Annotated in this window: 15 protein-coding genes; 7 read left to right on the top strand and 8 right to left on the bottom strand. The window is 57.8% G+C overall.

Going from position 1 to position 18230, the window contains the following annotated elements; all coding sequences use genetic code 11:
* Window positions 1-16: 16 nt before the first annotated feature.
* Genes WNZ14_RS18910 through WNZ14_RS18895 form a run of 4 tightly spaced genes read right to left on the bottom strand, consistent with a single transcriptional unit; the run spans window position 17 to window position 3984 of the window.
* Complete coding sequence (locus WNZ14_RS18910; protein ID WP_342870162.1) at window positions 17-751, bottom strand: proteasome-type protease; 735 nt, start codon at window positions 749-751, stop codon at window positions 17-19.
* A gap of 38 nt (window positions 752-789) precedes the next feature.
* Window positions 790-1584: a transglutaminase family protein gene (locus tag WNZ14_RS18905; protein WP_342870161.1), complete on the bottom strand. Its 795-nt coding sequence runs from the start codon at window positions 1582-1584 to the stop codon at window positions 790-792.
* Between the two features lie 4 nt (window positions 1585-1588).
* Complete coding sequence (locus WNZ14_RS18900; protein ID WP_342870160.1) at window positions 1589-2533, bottom strand: alpha-E domain-containing protein; 945 nt, start codon at window positions 2531-2533, stop codon at window positions 1589-1591.
* 2 nt (window positions 2534-2535) lie between these two features.
* On the bottom strand, window positions 2536-3984 hold the full coding sequence (locus tag WNZ14_RS18895) for a circularly permuted type 2 ATP-grasp protein (RefSeq protein WP_342870284.1): 1449 nt from the start codon (window positions 3982-3984) through the stop codon (window positions 2536-2538).
* Window positions 3985-4183: 199 nt separating this feature from the next.
* Between WNZ14_RS18895 and WNZ14_RS18890 the strand changes: the two genes are divergently transcribed.
* Window positions 4184-5071: a DMT family transporter gene (locus WNZ14_RS18890; protein WP_342870159.1), complete on the top strand. Its 888-nt coding sequence runs from the start codon at window positions 4184-4186 to the stop codon at window positions 5069-5071.
* Here WNZ14_RS18890 and WNZ14_RS18885 read toward each other — a convergent pair whose 3' ends face one another.
* On the bottom strand, window positions 5072-6670 hold the full coding sequence (locus WNZ14_RS18885; RefSeq protein ID WP_342870158.1) for a trimethylamine methyltransferase family protein: 1599 nt from the start codon (window positions 6668-6670) through the stop codon (window positions 5072-5074).
* Window positions 6671-6951: 281 nt separating this feature from the next.
* Here WNZ14_RS18885 and WNZ14_RS18880 point away from each other — a divergent pair, with 281 nt between their 5' ends.
* Window positions 6952-10818, top strand: coding sequence for a PAS-domain containing protein (locus WNZ14_RS18880; RefSeq protein ID WP_342870157.1), 3867 nt, complete (start codon window positions 6952-6954; stop codon window positions 10816-10818).
* Window positions 10819-10879: 61 nt separating this feature from the next.
* On the opposite strand, the gene mnmD is transcribed toward WNZ14_RS18880, so the two are convergent.
* Window positions 10880-11650, bottom strand: coding sequence for a tRNA (5-methylaminomethyl-2-thiouridine)(34)-methyltransferase MnmD (gene mnmD, locus WNZ14_RS18875; RefSeq protein WP_342870156.1), 771 nt, complete (start codon window positions 11648-11650; stop codon window positions 10880-10882).
* On the opposite strand from mnmD, the gene WNZ14_RS18870 reads away from it, so the two are divergent.
* The 5 genes from WNZ14_RS18870 (at window position 11649) to uraH (ending at window position 15327) form a co-directional block, all read left to right on the top strand.
* On the top strand, window positions 11649-12821 hold the full coding sequence (locus WNZ14_RS18870) for an FAD-dependent oxidoreductase (protein WP_342870155.1): 1173 nt from the start codon (window positions 11649-11651) through the stop codon (window positions 12819-12821). The two genes, mnmD and WNZ14_RS18870, sit on opposite strands and share 2 nt — an antisense overlap.
* A gap of 135 nt (window positions 12822-12956) precedes the next feature.
* Window positions 12957-13880, top strand: coding sequence for an allantoinase PuuE (gene puuE, locus WNZ14_RS18865; RefSeq protein ID WP_342870154.1), 924 nt, complete (start codon window positions 12957-12959; stop codon window positions 13878-13880).
* Window positions 13877-14374: a 2-oxo-4-hydroxy-4-carboxy-5-ureidoimidazoline decarboxylase gene (gene uraD, locus WNZ14_RS18860; protein ID WP_342870153.1), complete on the top strand. Its 498-nt coding sequence runs from the start codon at window positions 13877-13879 to the stop codon at window positions 14372-14374. Before puuE ends, uraD begins: the two co-directional genes overlap by 4 nt.
* A gap of 7 nt (window positions 14375-14381) precedes the next feature.
* A complete protein-coding gene (locus WNZ14_RS18855; RefSeq protein WP_342870152.1) occupies window positions 14382-14873 on the top strand; it encodes an ureidoglycolate lyase in 492 nt (163 codons plus the stop codon).
* A 79-nt stretch (window positions 14874-14952) separates the two neighbouring features.
* Window positions 14953-15327, top strand: a complete 375-nt coding sequence (gene uraH, locus WNZ14_RS18850) for a hydroxyisourate hydrolase (protein WP_342870151.1) — start codon at window positions 14953-14955, stop codon at window positions 15325-15327.
* A gap of 290 nt (window positions 15328-15617) precedes the next feature.
* Here the strand turns inward: uraH and guaD are convergent, their stop codons facing one another.
* A complete protein-coding gene (guaD, locus tag WNZ14_RS18845) occupies window positions 15618-16913 on the bottom strand; it encodes a guanine deaminase (RefSeq protein WP_342870150.1) in 1296 nt (431 codons plus the stop codon).
* On the bottom strand, window positions 16910-18163 hold the full coding sequence (locus tag WNZ14_RS18840) for a urate hydroxylase PuuD (protein WP_342870149.1): 1254 nt from the start codon (window positions 18161-18163) through the stop codon (window positions 16910-16912). The genes guaD and WNZ14_RS18840 overlap by 4 nt, the downstream gene beginning before the upstream one ends.
* Between the last annotated feature and the right edge of the window lie 67 nt (window positions 18164-18230).

Below are 18230 nucleotides of genomic sequence, written 5' to 3'. Positions count from 1 at the left end.
TCGATCCAGCCGCAACTTAGTCGCGGGCGAAATCCGGCAGACTGTTGAACGCCGAGCGCAATGCGTCCGACCAACCGTCCGATATCTTGCGGTAATAGGGGTCGCTGGCCTGGATGCGTTTCTCGTAGCCTTTGGTCAGGCTGTCGCGATCGTAAAATTGCAGATCGAGCGGCAGACCCACCGAAAGGTTCGATTTCAATGTCGAATCGAACGAGACGTAGAGCAGCTTTGTCGCCATCTCGAAGCTCATGTCTGGATCGTAAGCGCGCACCAGAATTGGCTTGCCGTATTTGTGCTCGCCGATCTGGAAGAACGGATTGTCATCGGTGGCTTCGATGAAATTGCCTTCCGGATAGACCAGGAACATCCGCATGGCGCCGCCCGCGACCTGACCTCCAAGAATGAACGTGGCGCTGAAAGTGGACTCGCTCTGGTGTCCGCCATCCGATGCGGTCTTGATCACATCGCGCACAGTCTCGCCGACCAGACGCGCCACTTCAAACATCGATGGCGCTTCCATGATGTCCGGATGCCGGTCTTCGGCGGCCTTGCTGTGCTCTTCAAGCATGCTGACCACTGTCTGCGTGGTCGCCAAATTTCCGGCAGACATGAGCGTAATCAAGCGGTTACCGGGTTTGCACCAGGTGTACATCTTGCGGAAGGTTGAAATGTTGTCGACGCCAGCGTTTGTCCGGGTGTCGGACATAAAGATGAGGCCTTTGTTCAGGCGAAGCCCGACACAATAAGTCATGATTCGCGAATCGACCTCTGAAAGATGCTGATCGATTCTTATTGCTCTACTGTTATGCGAACTGCAAGCAGTTCTTCACCGGTTCCGGTGCGGATTCCGGAAATCGGCGCGGCGTCCTTGTAGTCAAGGCCGTAGGCGATGTGGACATAGCGCTCATCAGGCGAGATGTCGTTGGCGGGATCAAACCCTACCCAGCCCAGCCCGTCGACATGGGCTTCAGCCCATGCGTGGCTCGCCGCCTGATCGGGCGTCTCTTCCATCATCAGGTAGCCCGAGACGTACCGCGCTGGAAATCCCATTACGCGAGCTGCTGCTGCAAATGTCTGGGCGTGATCCTGGCAAACACCTTTTCCGGAGGCCAGCGCATCCTCTGCTACAGTCTGTGTCTGTGTTGCACCTGGAACATAGGCCATGGCTTTATGCAAAGCGGTTTTCAGGCTGTGAAGCTGGTCAAGCGGTTCACCCTTTCCGATGCCACGGGCGAGTTCGCGGATCATCTTGCCCGGTTTGGTGAGCGCCGATTCCCTCTGATACAGCCACAACGGCATGTAGCTCTTATGCGGGCCGGAAACGCCGATCTTGTCAAAGGTTTCCACAACGCCGGATGCGACAACCCTGATAGCCTTGGTGTCACGGCTGGCCTTGACCAATTCAACCACATTGCCGAAATGATCGGTATATTGAGCCTCGACTGTTCCGCCCTCGACTTCCATGGCCCATGAATTGACTGTTTGCAGCGGGCTGTTCTGCGGCGTTAACCTCAGGCGTTGCAGTGCATATCGCACAGGCTGTGCATAGGCATATTCGGTCACGTGGGAAATTTTGAGCTGCATGAAATCAGTCCTGATAGAACCGGTAGTCTTCGGCGATTTCGGCAGCAACCCGGCTGTTCTGGCTGATGAAATCCTGGAGAAATTCGTGCAGGCCTGTATCCATAATTTCCTTGATTTCCCGCTCCCGCAGCATCCCTTGCGTCGCAGCCGCAGTATCGTGGCAGGATGGCCGCGTGCCGTATTGCCTTTCGAGGTAAGACAGGTTGGCATTGATCTTGTCGTAGCAGTAAGCCAGCGATCGCGGCATGCGGCCGTTCAGGATCAGAAAGTCTGCGATATTTGAAGGCTTGTAATCGTCATCATAGACCCAACCGTAGGACCTGTGTGCTGAAACGGATCTCAGGATCGATTCCCACTGCACATTGTCCAGCGACGAGCCGACATATGAACTCGCAGGCAGCAAGACATAATATTTCACATCAAGAATACGCGAGGTGTTGTCAGCGCGCTCAATGAAGGTTCCGATGCGTGAAAAATTGTATCGTTCGGTTCGCAGCATGGTGCCGTGAAACGCACCACGGATAAGGCCCGTTCGCTGCTTGATGTTATCGATAACCGCCGGCATGTCTGCACTCGAGACCTTCCGGGCAAGCTGCGCCTTGATGTCGAGATAACATTCGTTGGTCGCTTCCCATGCCTCCCGTGTCAGCGCCGTTCGCACCATGCGGCCGTTGTTTCGGGCAGCTTCGATCGCCGACAGAATGCTCGATGGATTGGACTTGTCGCGCAGCAGGTAATTGACCGCATCCGCACTGGTGACTTCGGAATTTGAAGCACAATAGGCGCTGTACACGCCCGAGCTCCGCAGCACAGATTCCCAGTCTTCTTCCTGGCCGTCCATACGGGTGAGGGACATTCTCAGGCCGGCATCAATCAGGCGTGCGGTATTTTCCGCGCGCTCGATATAGCGAAACATCCAGAACAGGCCGTTTGCAGTTCTTCCCAGCATGTTCAATCCTCCAGCACCCATGTATCCTTGGTGCCGCCTCCCTGGCTGGAATTGACCACAAGAGATCCTTCTTTCAAAGCCACCCGGGTCAACCCGCCTGGAATGATCTGAACTTTATTGGAAACCAGAACATAGGGCCGCAAATCGACATGTCGTGGTGCGAGGCCTTTCTTGGTGAGGATCGGCACCGTTGACAGCGACAGCGTCGGCTGGGCGATGTAATTGCTTGGCCTTGTTTTGAGTTTGGCTGCGAATTCGCTCAGTTCGCGCTTGCTCGCAGCCGGTCCCACCAGCATGCCGTAGCCGCCTGATCCATGGACTTCCTTGACCACAAGTTCAGCCAGATTTTCCAGCACATATTTCAGTGTATCAGGTTCGGAACAGCGGTATGTTGGCACATTCTCCAACATCGGTTTGCGGCCGGTGTAGAACTCTACAATTTCCGGCATGTAGGAATAGATCGCCTTGTCGTCCGCGATCCCCGTGCCTGGCGCATTTGCGATTGTGATGTTGCCAGCACGATAGACATCCATGATGCCGGGCACGCCAAGCGTCGAATCCGGGCGGAACGTCAGCGGGTCCAGATAATCATCATCGACCCGACGGTAGAGGACGTCAATTGCCTCATAGCCCTGAACGGTTCGCATCGCGACCTTGCCGTTGACCACGCGCAGGTCCGAGCCTTCAACCAGTTCGGCGCCCATCTGGTCGGCGAGGTAGGCGTGCTCATAGTAAGCGGAATTGAAGATGCCTGGGGTCAATACCGCGATCCGCGGCTTGCCAGCGCAGCCGGGCGGCGCCACTGCAGCAAGACTCTGGCGCAGGAGTTTCGGGTAGTTCTCGACCGGCCGGACCCTGTTGAGATGAAACAGTTCGGGAAACATCTGCATCATCGTTTCACGGTTTTCGAGCATGTAGGATACGCCCGATGGTGTCCGTGCATTGTCTTCCAGAACATAGAACTGGCCTTCGCCAGTGCGGACGATGTCCGTGCCGATGATGTGCGTGTAAACGCCTCCGGGAGGACGCATCCCGATCATTTCGGGCAGGAATGCATCATTCTGCTCGATCAATGCGCGTGGCACGCGGCCCGCCTTAATGATCTCCTGCTTGTGATAGATGTCATCAAGAAACGAGTTCAGCGCCATAACGCGCTGTTCAATGCCTTGCGCCAGCTTGCGCCATTCGGAGCCGGAGATGATGCGAGGCACAATGTCGAATGGAATGAGCCGTTCCGACGAATCGTTCTTTCCATAGACCGCAAAGGTGATGCCGGTCTTCCGAAAGATGTTTTCCGCGTCGCGGGACTTCTTGATCAGCTCCGACGTCTTCTGTTCCGAATGCCAGTTGAAGTACCCATTGTAGGGTGCTCTCGGAAGGCTCTCCGCATTCAGCATTTCATCGAAAGGCACGTGTTTGGTGCTCCCCTTTTTGAGATCATAAGATCGCATCATTGGACAGAAAGCAAGAACGATGCAGGATTTCTCTTTGTTCCGGGTGTGGATGCATTTTTTCGGGCGATGTTGCAATTGAGCTTCAGTCGTACACATTACCGGACTGTTGGCTTGCTTCTCTGCTGGGCCGGGTTTATCGCTCCGCAACGTGCTTTCCTCAGCGGATGGCGTCGCTTGCAAAGAGGCTGAACCTCTCATGACTCTCGACCGTATTGCGCCGGCTCTTTTCGTTTTGCTCTGGTCCACCGGATGGATTGTAGCCAAATATGCGAGCCCGCACGCAGATCCTCTCACGTTCCTGAGTATGCGTTTCACGCTTGCTGCACTTCTGTTTGGCTTGATCACCTTTGCAAGCCGTGCAGCCTGGCCTTCGACCCGTTCCGGCTGGCTGCATGGAATCGTTTCCGGCGTTTTCCTGCATGGCATCTATCTTGGCGGCGTCTGGTGGGCGATCTCGCAAGGGGTACCGTCGTCGGTTTCGGGTCTTATCGCCGCCCTGCAGCCTCTTCTGACCGCGCTTGCCGCACCGCTCATCGTGGGAGAGCGTCTGACGCGGCCTCAACAATTCGGCGTCATCCTTGGTTTTGCAGGTCTGAGCGTTGCGATCCTGCCGAGACTCTTGGCGCTCGATTCCTCGATGTTGCAAATTGCGCTTGTGCCGTTGCTGGTCAATGTGTTCGCCATGGCCTCGGTCACGGCAGGAACCATCTATCAGAAACGCTATCTCCAGGAAGGCGACCTGCGCGCCATCGCCGCGCTCCAGTATGTCGGAGGGTTCCTGGTGGTCATGCCGCTGGCGCTGTTGATCGAGCCGCTGCGGATAGACTGGACCATGGAGTTTGTGCTGGCCATGGCATGGTCTGTGCTTGGCTTATCTCTCGTCTCGATCATGCTCCTGTTGTATCTTATCCGCCGCGGTCAGGTGTCGCGCGCCGCGTCGCTGACCTATCTGGTGCCGCCCGCAGTTGCCATTGAAAGCTGGTTTCTCTTTGGCGAGGCGCTGACGGTGCCGATGATCATCGGCACCCTGATTGTCGTGATTGGGGTCTGGCTGACCAATCGGAAAACACGCGTGATCGCCTGATCAGAAGTCCGTCGGCACGCCGCCTTCTTCTTTGCGCTTTGCGACAAAGGCGTCGAGTTCGTCTGAGATTGCCTCATCCAGCGGTGGTGCCTCATAATTCGCCAGTGTTTCCTTCCAGACCCGGTTGGCGTGGTCGTAGGTCGTCGGTTGACCCGCAAGGCTCCAGCTTTCGAAATTGCGCCAGTCCGAAAGGATGGGTGAATAAAACGCGCTCTCGTAGCGCGACAGCGTATGTGCCGTGCCGAAGTAGTGCCCGCCAGGGCCGACTTCCGAAATTGCATCCATGGCAAGTGCATCCGGGCTGGTGTCGAGCGGTGCCAGAAACTCGGCGACCATTTGCAGCATGTCGACATCCATCACGAATTTCTCGAACGATGCAGTCAGTCCACCTTCCATCCAGCCAGCCGCATGCATGATGAAGTTTCCGCCGCCCTGAACTACGCCCCAAAGCGACATCATCGATTCATAGGCTGATTGGGCGTCGAGCGTATTGGCCGCGCAGGTGTTGGATGTGCGGTAGGGCACCCCGTACCGCCGGGCCAGTTGCCCGCCGGCCATCACTGCTTTCATGTATTCGGGTGTTCCGAAGGCTGGCGCGCCAGATTTCATGTCTACATTGGAGGTGAACCCGCCATAGACCACCGGCGCGCCGGGCCGGACGAGCTGCGTAAAGGCGATGCCTGCAAGCGCCTCTGCATTCTGCTGCACCAGTGCGCCGGCTATGGTAACCGGAGCCATCGCGCCGGCCAGCGTGAACGGCGTGATCACCACCACCTGATTGCGCGCCGACATCTCGATGATGCCCTGCAACATCGGAGCGTCGTATCGAAGCGGAGAAGATGCATTGATGATCGTGAACAGGGACGGCTCGGCTTCGAGCTGCTCAGCGGTAACGCCTCGGCCGATGCGCACGATCTCGAGTGCATCAAGATTGCGCTCCCTGCCCAGGGAATAGGCATGGAACGGCTTGTCTGTCAGTTTGACCAGATCAGACAGGCAATCCAGATGGCGAATCGAGGCATGGATATCGGTCGGTTCTACAGGGTAGCCGCCGGTCATGTGGATGATGTCGTAGGATTGAGCCAGCTTGATCAGATTGCGGAAGTCTTCCTGGGTTCCTGTTCTCCGGCCATTGTCGCGGTCCGAGCAATAAGGTGCGGAGGCGACCTGGGCAAAAGCGATGTTTTGCCCGCCGATTTCAATATTGCGCTCCGGATTGCGGGCATGCAGCGTGAATGGCCCCGGCGCCTTGGCAACCAGATCCATGATAAAGTCGCGATCCAGCCGTACCCGCTCTGTTCCGGCGACAACATGAGCGCCAGCAGCTTCAAGACGGTCACGCGCTTCCTTGAGCATGAAATCCATCCCGATCTGCTCAAGCACAGTCAGTGAGGCTTCATGGATGGCCTCCAGCCCTTCTTCTGACAGAATGAGCGACGGATCCTGGGTGTTGAGGATGGAACGGTAGCGAAGAGTGGCAGGACCTTTCCTGCCTTTGCCGCGGTCTCCACCACGTCCGCCGCCAGCACGCCTGCGCCTTTCCGGAGCACCTGCCGTATTCTCTATTGCAGTGGCAACGATGTCCTCGATCTTGCTCATTTGGGTGCGCCCTGTCTGGTTCCAGTAAATTGCCTCGCCTGGCCGCAAGCAATTGGCCAAAGGCGCCTCAAGCCACGACGCTATGCCGGACTGGGCAATCCGGCAAGACGGTCTGAGATGCATATTTACTGGGCTCCTTCACGCAACCTGAAAGCGAGATACAGTTTCGCGAAAGCCGGGGGGGCTACTCCGTAATTGATGGTTAACGCTTTATTCAAGGCCAGTGTGCAACTTGGTAAATGCAGAATCAGGCGAATGCTTGCATCGATGGGGACTGCCGGGTGGATGAAGTTGACAACAACAATAGCGAAGATTCGCTTGCAAATGCCTGTGCGCAGGTGTCGAGCGACCCTAATCCGGCGTTCGTCAAGGATTCTGAACTGCGCTATCTTGCCGTCAATTCGGCCTATGCAGAATTGTGGGATTGCTCGCCGGCTTCCCTGATCGGCCAGCAAAGCCATCAGCATTTTGAATCTGTCGAGCAGAATGATCGTGATGAGAAAGAGCGCCGCAGCCTTGTTTTCGGCAAGGATCAGGTGGCCTTGTTCGCTCATCCACTCAAGGGTGGCCGCTACCGGATCCGCATCCATCGGGAGCGCCAGGATTCCGGCAAGACCTTCATCATCGGTCATTTCGAGCCGATCGCGGGCGTGAGGTTCGAAACCGGGCATACAAACCGGGATCAGTCAGTTGCAGCACCTGTAAACACGCCGAAAGGCGTTCCCGCATCTGACCATGCGCTGGATGCGAAAAAATCGGCTCATGAAACGCCGGTTGTCGACGCGGATGCTCAGCGGGATCAATCTGCGGATAAAGTGGACGCCGTCCGGCTTCAAGACCGGCACCAGGCCGATGAACGCGACAATTCAGCCGACAAATCTCTTCTGGACCGCTTCAACGAGATCTTTGACTGCATGGACGTCGGTATCGTGCTCTACGATCCGAACGATGTTCTCATTTATGTCAATCCTGAGATGGATTCCCTTACCGCTCCCGACTACGCGATGCAGGTCGGCCAATCCGTCCGTGCTGTTCTGGAAGTCAGTTGCAGCTTCAGCGCGGAAGAGGACCCCGAAGCTCGCAAGGCCTGGATCGAACATCGTATTTCGATCCATCGTGACTATGGCAAAGCCACTGTCGAGCGTCTCAAGAATGGTCGCTGGATCCGGCTCATCAACCGCGCCCTTAAAGATGGCTACACTCTGGGTCTGAGGATCGATGTCACCGAGCTCAAGGAACGCGAGACTGCGCTTGAGACCAAGGCTGCGGAAAACCAGTTGTTCCGCGCAATCCTCGACGAAATGCCCATCTCGAGCTTCGTCAAGGATGAGGACTACCGTTATATCTACGTCAACCGGGCTCATGGCGAACTGACCGGTCTTTCCAAACAAGACATGATTGGCCGGGATGATTTCCAGATATTCGGCGAGCAGGGCGGAGTGCTGCGCAAGGCCGACGCAGAAGTGATGAACGGTCACAGCTTGATAGAGGGCGAAATCGAGCTGGACAGCGCAAAAGGTGAAACGCTCAGGCTGAATGACCGCAAGATTGGTTTCACCGGCCCCGGTGGTCGACGCTACTTACTGGGAACGACGATCGACATCAGTGAGATCAAGCGTCGCGAGCGGGAAGTCCAAGACGCAAAAAGGCGCTCTGAGCTTCACAAGTCTGACCTCGAAAGCGTCATTGAGGCCATGCACCTGGGTATGGTCGTGGTCGACCGTGATACCAATATCGAACTGATCAACGGCGCGTTCTTCCGGATCTGGAAAATAGCGCCGGAAACCGATTTTATCGGTGCCTCCTTCCGCAAGCTCATCGACGTCAATCGGCATAACGGCATCTATCAGGTCGCCGAAGCCGATTTCGAAAAGTACGTTGAGGACAGGCTGGTGGAAATTCGCGGCGGTTTTGTTGAGCCCCGTGAATTCTCCCGCGCCGATGGCCGGACCATGATCTACTCCGTTCGGGCGCTGTCGGAAGGCAAGAGGATGATATCGTATTTCGATGTCACCGAACTCAAACAGCGCGAGCAGGAACGGGACCTTGCCAGAGCCGAAGTTGAGCGGGCCAGCGAATTGCTCAGGGGAGCAGCCGGGGCCATGGCGCAGGGCCTGATGGTGACGAACAGAAGGGTGATCGAGTTCGCCAATGACGCATTCTTCGAGATGCTCGAGGTCCCGCAGGAAATTGCGGTGGTGGGCAAAGACCTCAATGAGTTTCTTGATTTTTGCGAGGCCCGCGGAGATTACGGAAGCGATGAAACGGCCACCGTTACTCGCGCGAAGGTCAATGATTGCCATGAAAGGCTGATTGCTCACACGATCGAGCGACAGACTGCGTCCGGTCGCTGGCTTCGGATTGACGCGAAGCCGACCAATAACGGCGCGATGATCATGACCTATACGGATGTCACCGACGCAAAACACCGCGAAACTGAGCTGCAGGAACTGCTGGTCAAGGCGGAAACCGCCGATCGCGCGAAATCAGAATTCCTGGCAAATATGAGCCATGAAATAAGGACGCCGATGAATGGCGTTCTTGGCATGGCCGAGCTTCTGGCGCGGACTGAGCTTGATACACGACAGCGCACGTTCACCGATGTCATCGTCAAGTCAGGTAATGCACTGCTTACCATTATCAACGACATTCTGGATTTCTCGAAGATTGACGCAGGCCAGCTCGTTCTTGATCAGGCGTCCTTCGATTTTTCCGAGACAGTCGAGGACGTTGCATCCCTTATATCGAGCCGCGCCGCGGAAAAGGACATCGAACTGATTGTCCGCGTTGACCCGGCAATGCCGACGCGGGTGATCGGAGACATGGGGCGCTTCCGCCAGATTGTCACCAACCTTGCCGGCAATGCCATCAAGTTCACCGAATCGGGTCATGTCCTGATCGAGGTAACCGGTTCTGTCACCGCAGCAGACAGCCTTGATCTGACGGTTCGGGTGCACGACACCGGTATTGGTATTCCACCGGACAAACTGGAAGCGGTGTTCGACAAATTCTCCCAGGTCGATAACTCGTCCACCCGCAGGCACGAGGGCACCGGGCTGGGACTGGCGATTACCTCGCGGTTGGTCAGTCTGATGGAGGGCAGCATCCGCGCCGACAGCGAGGCTGGACAGGGGTCTGTTTTTACGATCGAATTGAATATGCCAGTGGACCGCACCAGTGCCGTGCCGGCCCGGATTGCACCGATCGATGTAACCGGGGCCAGGGTTCTCGCCATCGATGACAATCCCGTCAACCGCTCCATCCTGATTGAACAATTGACCGCCTGGGGCTTCGATTCCTGCGCTGCGGTTTCAGGCCGTGAAGGCCTCGACGTGCTTGCTGCGGCGAAAAACTATGGCGTTCCTGTCGATGTGATCATTCTCGACTACCACATGCCTGATATGGACGGCGTGATGACTGCCCGCGCGATCCGGGAGGCGTTTGGTCCTGACCAACCGGCGATCGTGATGCTGACTTCGATGGACCTCAAGTCAACGGATGCAGACTTCCGCAAGAGCGCAGTGCAGGCCACACTGATGAAACCAGCTCGCTCCTCGCTGCTGCTTGAGACAATTGTAAGGGTCTTGCAGGTCGCCGCGCAGGCGAAGCCAGGGGGAAAAACAGAAGCTGTGGCCTTGCCAGTCCCTTCGGCTGATCAAGGCACCGTTCCGCATAAGGTTGCAGCACCCTCGAAACCGATGGTCCAGGCGTCAAGGGCCGCTTCAAAGCCATCTAAAGGCACCCACCTTGAACTGCTTGTCGCTGAGGACAATGAAGTCAATCAGATCGTCTTTACCCAAATTCTGGATGAGCTGGGATTGCACTACCAGATCGTCGACAATGGAGGCAGCGCCTTTGACATATGGAAAAGCCACCGCCCGGCGCTGGTGCTGATGGATGTTTCGATGCCCGTCATGAACGGGCATCAGGCGACGCAGGCGATCCGCAAGGCGGAAGCTGAAGATCCCGGACTTGGCCATACGCCGATCGTGGGGGTTACCGCCCACGCGTTGACAGGTGACAAGGAACGCTGTCTGGAAGCGGGGATGGACGACTACCTTTCCAAGCCGATCAGCCCTGAAAAACTCGAAGCAAAGATCCGTGAATGGTTGCCTGCGGACATCGTTGCAAAAATCACCGACAGCTGAGCCGGACGTTGCAAATGGTTTCCGCTTGGGCGCCAGGAGCATCTGACAGGTTGGCAAACGCTCAGTTTGACGGTTGAGTTTCGACCAGCCTGCGTGGCGCGCGATCGAGAGTGCCCACGCTCATGTCGCGTTTGCCTGTGTGGCCCGGACGCTTCTCCACCGCGAAGCCCGCCGCCTGCAGGTTCCGCCGCACCCAGCCGGCTGCGGAGTAGGTGGCAAATGTCCCGCCTTCGCTTGTCCGGTCGGCGACAGCGCCCATCAACTCGGCTGACCACATGTCGGGATTGCGGGCCGGCGAGAACCCGTCAAGATACCAGGCGTCCGCGGAGAACCTCGCTTCTGTCATTTGCTCCAGCGCAAGCCCGGCATGGATCTGCAGGCAGATCAATCTGTTCTGGCTCTCGAGCTCGATCCGAACATCGTCATCGGGATGGCCTGGCCATCGAGCCGCAAGCTCTTGAGCCTTGATGCCCAGATCCGGCCACGCCGCAAGCGCGCGCTCGATGTCATCGCGGTCAAGCAGTCGCAATTCGAAAGAGTGGTACTCCAGCCGGGCACCTTCCGGCGCATCTGTTTCCCAGGCTGACCACGTTTCAATGAAGTTGAGCCCTGTGCCAAATCCAAGCTCAGCTATGATGAACTGCTCTCTGCCGGCAAAGCGATCGGGAAGGCCGTTTCCGGCCAGAAAGACGTGCCGGCATTCAGCCCGGCCATCCGCCTTGGAATAATAGAAGTCGCCAAATTCCTCCGAATAAGGCATATCGCCCTCATGCCAGGACAGAGCTATGCGCTCACGGGCAGTGTCGTCATCTGGTTCAGGGGGATCGATCATGGCTGTTGCCGATAGAGGTGCACCGCGCAGCGGTCAAGCTGTGCCTGATCTTTTGATCGCTGGAGCCGGGGTGGCAGGATTGTGGCTCGCGGTGAAAGCGGCGCGTGCCGGTCTGTCGGTCACACTGGTCGAACGCGGCAACCCGGGCGATGGTGCCAGCGGCGGGTTTCTGGGCGCGCTCATGCCACACAGCCCCGAGCGCTGGAATGGAAAGAAAGACTTCCAGTTCCGCGCCCTGATCGATCTTGAAGACGAGATCGCACGGCTGGAATCGGAAACGGGAGAGTATTGCGCCTATCGCCGGGTCGGTCGGCTGTTGCCGGTGACATCCGAACGCGGTCGGGCAACGGCGAGTGAGCGGATCTCGGATGCCAAGGCCAATTGGGGCGGGCGCTTCAGCTACGAGGTAAACCATACTGCGGACAGGGGAGACTGGCCGAATATCCTGCACGCTCCACACGGCATTGTTCACGAGACGCTGTCGGCACGCGTGTCGCCTCCAGGCCTGCTCGTTGCACTCTTGTCGAGCCTTGCGGTCATGCCGAAAATCGATCTGCGACTGGGCACAGCAGTCGTGGACATAATCCCGGGCGACAAGGTGGCGAAGCTCTCGGACGGATCTGCAATCGGTTTTGGCCATATGGCGCTGGCCAACGGAGTAGACGCGTTTCCCCTGATCGCGCGTCTCATGGGCCTGCAGGCGCCGTCGCTGGGCGGTGGCGTGAAGGGCCAGGCGGCGCTTCTCGATGCAAAGGCCCCGCCAGGCTTGCCGCTTGTCTATGATGACGGCGTCTATGTGATCGCGCACGAAAACGGCCATGTCGCCATCGGCTCAACCAGCGAAAACAAGTTCGATGACCCGCATGGGACTGATGACAGGCTGGATCAGATCGTCGAAAGAGCCCGCAAGCTTTGCCCCATGATCAAGCATGCCCCGATCATCCGTCGTTGGGCCGGCGTGCGCCCACGCGCAGTCGGCCGTGATCCGATGCTGGGGCCCATCCCAGGTGCGTCCGGTGTTCTTGCGATGGCGGGAGGCTTCAAGATCAGCTTCGGTATTGCCCACCGCATGGCTGACTGTCTTGTGGCCGAAATCACCGGTGAGGAGGGGCCGGAGACGCCCTTGAGTTTTTCTGTTGCCAACCACGCAGCCAAGGCGGCTAAAGCTTAAGCTGATCACTAGGGTACTGCGCGCCCTCAACCTGTTGAAATCGCCGCAACAGTTTGCGGCTTTTCTTCAAAGTCCTGGTCTCGACATTTGGTGCTGGGCTGCTACCGTTCGCTGAACCGAGAGATGGGCTGACCAATGAACACTACACCTTATCCCCGCGACCTGATTGGCTATGGCCGGACACCGCCTGACCCGAAATGGCCGACAGGTGCGCATTGCGCCGTTCAGTTCGTCGTCAACTACGAAGAGGGCGGCGAAAGCTCGATTCTTGATGGAGATCCGGCATCCGAGAGCCTGCTTTCAGAGATCGTAGGCGCCCAGCCCTGGCCGGGTCAGCGCAATACCAACATGGAATCGCTCTACGAATACGGCTCCCGCGCAGGCTTCTGGCGGCTCTGGCGGATGTTCACCGAGCGCAACATGCCGGTCACCGTCTATGGTGTGGCGCTCGCCATGCAGCGCAATCCGGAAGCTGTCGCCGCCATGAACGAAGCTGGCTGGGAGATCGCCAGCCACGGACTGCGCTGGCTCGAATACAAGGATTTCTCAGAGGAAGAAGAACGCCGCCACATCGCCGAATGCGTCCGGATCCACACCGAAGTGACCGGCTCGCGTCCCCTCGGGATCTATCAGGGCAAGCCCTCGGTTAATACATTGCAGCTGGTCATGGAGGAGGGGGGCTTCGTCTATTCAGCTGATTCCTACGCCGATGATCTGCCCTATTGGGTCGAGGGGCCAAAAGGCCCGCATCTGATCGTGCCCTACACACTTGACGCCAACGACATGCGGTTTGCCACGCCGCAGGGTTTCAACTCGGGCGACCAGTTCTTCACCTATCTCAAGGATACGTTCGACGTCCTGATGGCGGAAGGTGCTGCGGGCAGTCCGAAGATGATGTCGATCGGCCTGCACTGCCGCCTGGTCGGACGTCCCGGCCGCGCCGCAGCACTTGCAAGGTTCCTTGATTACGTCAGGTCTCACGACAAGGCGTGGGTCACCCGCCGCATCGACATCGCCAATCATTGGCATGCCAGTCATCATCCGGAGAAGAAGGCATGAGCAGCCGTGATGACTTTGTCAGCCTTCTTGGGGGCGTGTTCGAGCATTCGCCCTGGATCGCTGAACGTGCTTTTGACAATGGTCGTATTGTCACTCCTTTGCAGGCGGGCCCGGTGCATGAAGCACTTTGTGCGGAGTTCAATGCCGCCAGTCATGACGAGCGCATGGGCGTGCTCTGCGCGCACCCCGATCTCGCAGGCAAGCTGGCAATCGCCGGCGGGCTGACCGAGGAATCCAAATCCGAGCAGGCAGGCGCCGGGCTTGACCGGCTGAGTGCGGAGGAACACGCCAGGTTCACGGAACTCAACACGCGCTACATGAGGGATTTCGGTTTTCCCTTCATCATCGCGGTCAAGGGGCACGACAAGGACAGCATTCTCGCCGCCTTTGAGACCCGCGTCGACAACGATGCGGAAACGGAATTCGCGACCGCCTGTGGCCAGGTGGAAAAAATCGCCGGGTTTCGCATTGCGTCGATCTTGACGGAAGCGTGAGCAGCCGATGGAAAAGCTTCAACTTGAGCCGCTGACTGCTGAGGCTTTTGCGCCGTTCGGCAACGTGCTGGATACCGCGGCGGCAGAATTGCGAATGATCAACGGCGGCACCACCGAACGCTTTCATGGACTTGCCATGGCGGATACACACACGGAGGGCGGGAAAACCATTCTTTCGCTGTTTCGTGGCCAGCCGCGAGAGTTTCCCTACGCGGTCGACATGATGGAGCGTCATCCGCTTGGCAGTCAGGCGTTCTTTCCGGTCACGCAAGGCGACTGGATTGCAGTGGTTGCTCCTGATGCCGGTGGCAGGCCCGGTCAACCACGCGCTTTCCGTGTTCCCGGTCATGTCGGCGTGCAATACGCCCGCAATGTCTGGCATCACCCGCTGATTGCTGTCGACAAACCAAGTGATTTTCTGGTCATGGACCGCGAAGGTGGCGGCACCAATCTTGAAGAAGTCAGCTATGATACGGCTTATCTGATAGAAACTGCCTGACTCCACAAACCGGCAACGATCTGAACAATCCTGCAGCTCGTTCAAGGCGCGCTGCACCAAAGTGACCAAGGAGACGCCGATGTCCGCCCAACCAATCCCCACCGGACGCCTGACCACACATGTGCTCGATACCGCCCGTGGCAGCCCGGCAGCCGGCATGGTGATCGAACTCATCCGGATCGAAGGGCTTGATCATCATCTGCTCAAGACCGTCAGCACAAATGCCGATGGCCGGGTCGACGCTCCGCTTCTTGTCGGTCTGGACCTTGAGCGCGGCGTTTATGAGCTGCGGTTTCATGCAGGAGATTATCTGCGCTCAACCGGCGACAAACTGCCCGATCCTGCGTTTCTCGATGTGATCCCGATCCGCTTTGGTATTGCTGATACCGGTTCCCACTACCATGTGCCGCTGTTGATTTCGGCGTATGGCTACTCCACCTACCGCGGCAGTTGAGGCGCACGCTCAGTCTTGTAGCCATTGATGGACGCACAGTGTGTCTGATGCGCGTCCCATAAACGGCATGCCAAATCATGGTGTCGCGCCAGTCAATGGTATCGGGGGGAGTGCTCCGGCTGTTCCGGAAAAAGCAAAAGCCGCGTGGCAGTACATCCGTGCTCACGCGACTTTATAAGCAATCTTCTAAAAGACCGCTGCTGACTAACAGCTTGCATGAAGAGTGTTAACGAAGGGTTAAGACGGAATTATGACAGTGGCGAAAATAATATCTATTGGCCCGCCTGGAACTATTGCTGGGTAGCCTCTCCAGCAACATAGACCTGCCGGACAGCCCTGTCGTCGCCCATTGTTTGCATGAGGAAGAGTTCTTCTTCCAGCGTTTGAACGGTCTCCATCCGGATCTGCATGGCGGGCGTTGCGCGGGCGTCAAGCGCGATGATGTCGGCATCACTCCCGGGCTCAAGTGTCCCGATCCGGTCCACAAGCCCAAGCGCCTCGGCATTGCCGCGCGTGGCTTGCCAGTAGTTTTCAATCGGGGGCAGGCGGTGGCCGCGCAATTGCTGGATCTTGTAGGCTTCGTCGAGGGTTCTCAACAGCGAGTAGCTCGATCCGCCGCCGATGTCGGTGGCAATCGCAGTTCGAACGCCGTGCTCCTTGAGCCGCTTGAGATCGAAAAGACCTGATCCGAGAAAAAGGTTCGAGGTCGGGCAATGCACCGCAACGGCACCGGCTTCGGCTATCGCGCCGATTTCCCTGTCCGACAGGTGGATGGCATGACCGAGCAGCATCTTGTCCGTCAGGAGGCCGTAACGGGCATAGACATCGGTGTAATCCTTGGCCTCGGGATAGAGCTCGAGCGTATAGGCAATCTCCGCGTCATTTTCGGACAAATGCGTCTGGATCAGAAGGTCGGGATGCTCGCGCGCCAGAGTTCCTGCGGCTTCAAGCTGCGCCGGTGTAGAGGTGATGGCAAAACGCGGTGTGATCGCCACGTGATTGCGTCCCTTGCCGTGCCAGGCCGCGATCACCGCCTTGGTGTCATCGTAGCCCGATTGCGCCGTGTCGGTCAGCGCTTCGGGCGCATTGCGGTCCATCATCACCTTGCCGCCAACCATCAGCAGGTTGCGGCGTGCGGCCTCAGTGAAATAGGCATCAGCCGAGCCCTTGTGAACGGAACAATAGGCCGCGGCAGTGGTCGTGCCGTGCCGAAGCAATTCGTCAAAGAACAGTGTGGCGAAGCGTTCGGAATGCGCCGCATCGGCAAAGCGCTGTTCCTCGACGAATGTGTAGGTGTTGAGCCATTCGAGAAGATTGGCGGCGTAGCTTGCGGTCACCTGCATCTGCGGGAAGTGAATATGCGGATCGATGAAGCCGGCCATCAACAGGTGCGGCCGGTGATCGATGATCTCGATATCTGCCGGGGCCTTGGATCTTACATCTTCATAAGCACCCGCCGCCGTGATCAATCCGTTCTCGACAAGCAGCGCACCGTCGGCCTCATACACATAGCTTGCATGATCGTCGCGCGCCTGCGGGCGGGACTTGAAACTCAGCGTCCGTCCGCGCAGCAGTTTTGTTGTCATTGCCCTGTCTCACCAGCTTTGGTCTCGCCGGCGATGGTGGATTCATACCAGGCGACGATCAGTGCCCGTTCTTCCGGTTCGACATAGGTGATATTGCCTGGCGGCATGGCGTGGCTGCGTCCGGCTTGGATGTAGATCTCGCGCGCGTGGCGGGCGATATCTTCCACCGTATCAAGCCGCACATTCTTCGGCGCATGGGCGATCCCGTCCCATGCGGGTTCTGCGGCGTGGCACATCGAACAACGGCCCATCACCATGTCGGTGACCGCCTCGAAATGTGCGTTTGTGACGAACCGCTCATGCACCGGTGCAAGCGAAGCTTCTTCCACCACCTCATCCGCGCGCGGCAGGCTCGACAGCCAGATCACGGCAAGAAACAGCGCGACAGTCGCAGCCCATGTCCAGTGCGGCTTTCCCTTGCGCGCATGAACCGTGTTGAACCAGTGACGGATGGTGACGCCCATCAGGAACACCAGCGCCGCAATCAGCCAGTTCCACTGCGTGGCAAACGCCAGCGGATAGTGGTTGGACAGCATCAGGAAGATGACCGGCAGGGTGAGATAGTTGTTGTGCAGCGAGCGCTGTTTTGCGATGCGGCCATATTTCGGATCCGGCGTCCGTCCCGCCTTGAGGTCCGCCACCACGATCTTCTGGTTCGGGATGATGATCATCGCCACATTGGCGCTCATGATGGTCGCGGTGAAGGCGCCCAGATGCAACAGCGCAGCGCGACCTGAAAACACCTGCGTATAGGCCCAGGCCATTGCCACCAGCACCGCGAACAGCACCAGCATCAGCCCCGTGGTGCTTTGCCCGATCGGCGATTTGCACAGCGTGTCATAGATGATCCAGCCCAACACGATCGAGGCGAGCGAGATGGAAATTGCGATCGGGGCCGAGACATCGAGCACATTGGCATCGATCAGGTAGAGCTCCGCACCGGCATAATAGACCACGCACAGCATCGCGAAGCCGGACAGCCATGTGACATAGCTTTCCCATTTGAACCAGGTTAGATGCTCCGGCAGATTGGGCGGCGCCACCAGATATTTCTGGACGTGATAAAACCCGCCGCCGTGGACTTGCCACTCTTCGCCGTAAGCGCCTTCCGGCAGCCCGGGCCGCTGCACCAGCCCCAGATCGAGCGCGATGAAGTAAAACGAGGACCCGATCCAGGCGATTGCCGTGATCACATGCAGCCAGCGAACGGCAAAGCTCAGCCATTCCCACAAAAGCGGATAATCGTACATCGGTGCCCCTCGCACTTCGCGTTTATTTTGCAGTGCACATGATGCGCAATGCGAAGCGGAATGGAAA

The sequence above is a fragment of the Hoeflea sp. AS60 genome, assembly GCF_038900115.1.
Classification (GTDB): Bacteria; Pseudomonadota; Alphaproteobacteria; order Rhizobiales; family Rhizobiaceae; genus Hoeflea.
Note: the sequence above shows the minus strand (reverse complement) of the source record. Positions and strands in the feature narration are given on the sequence as shown.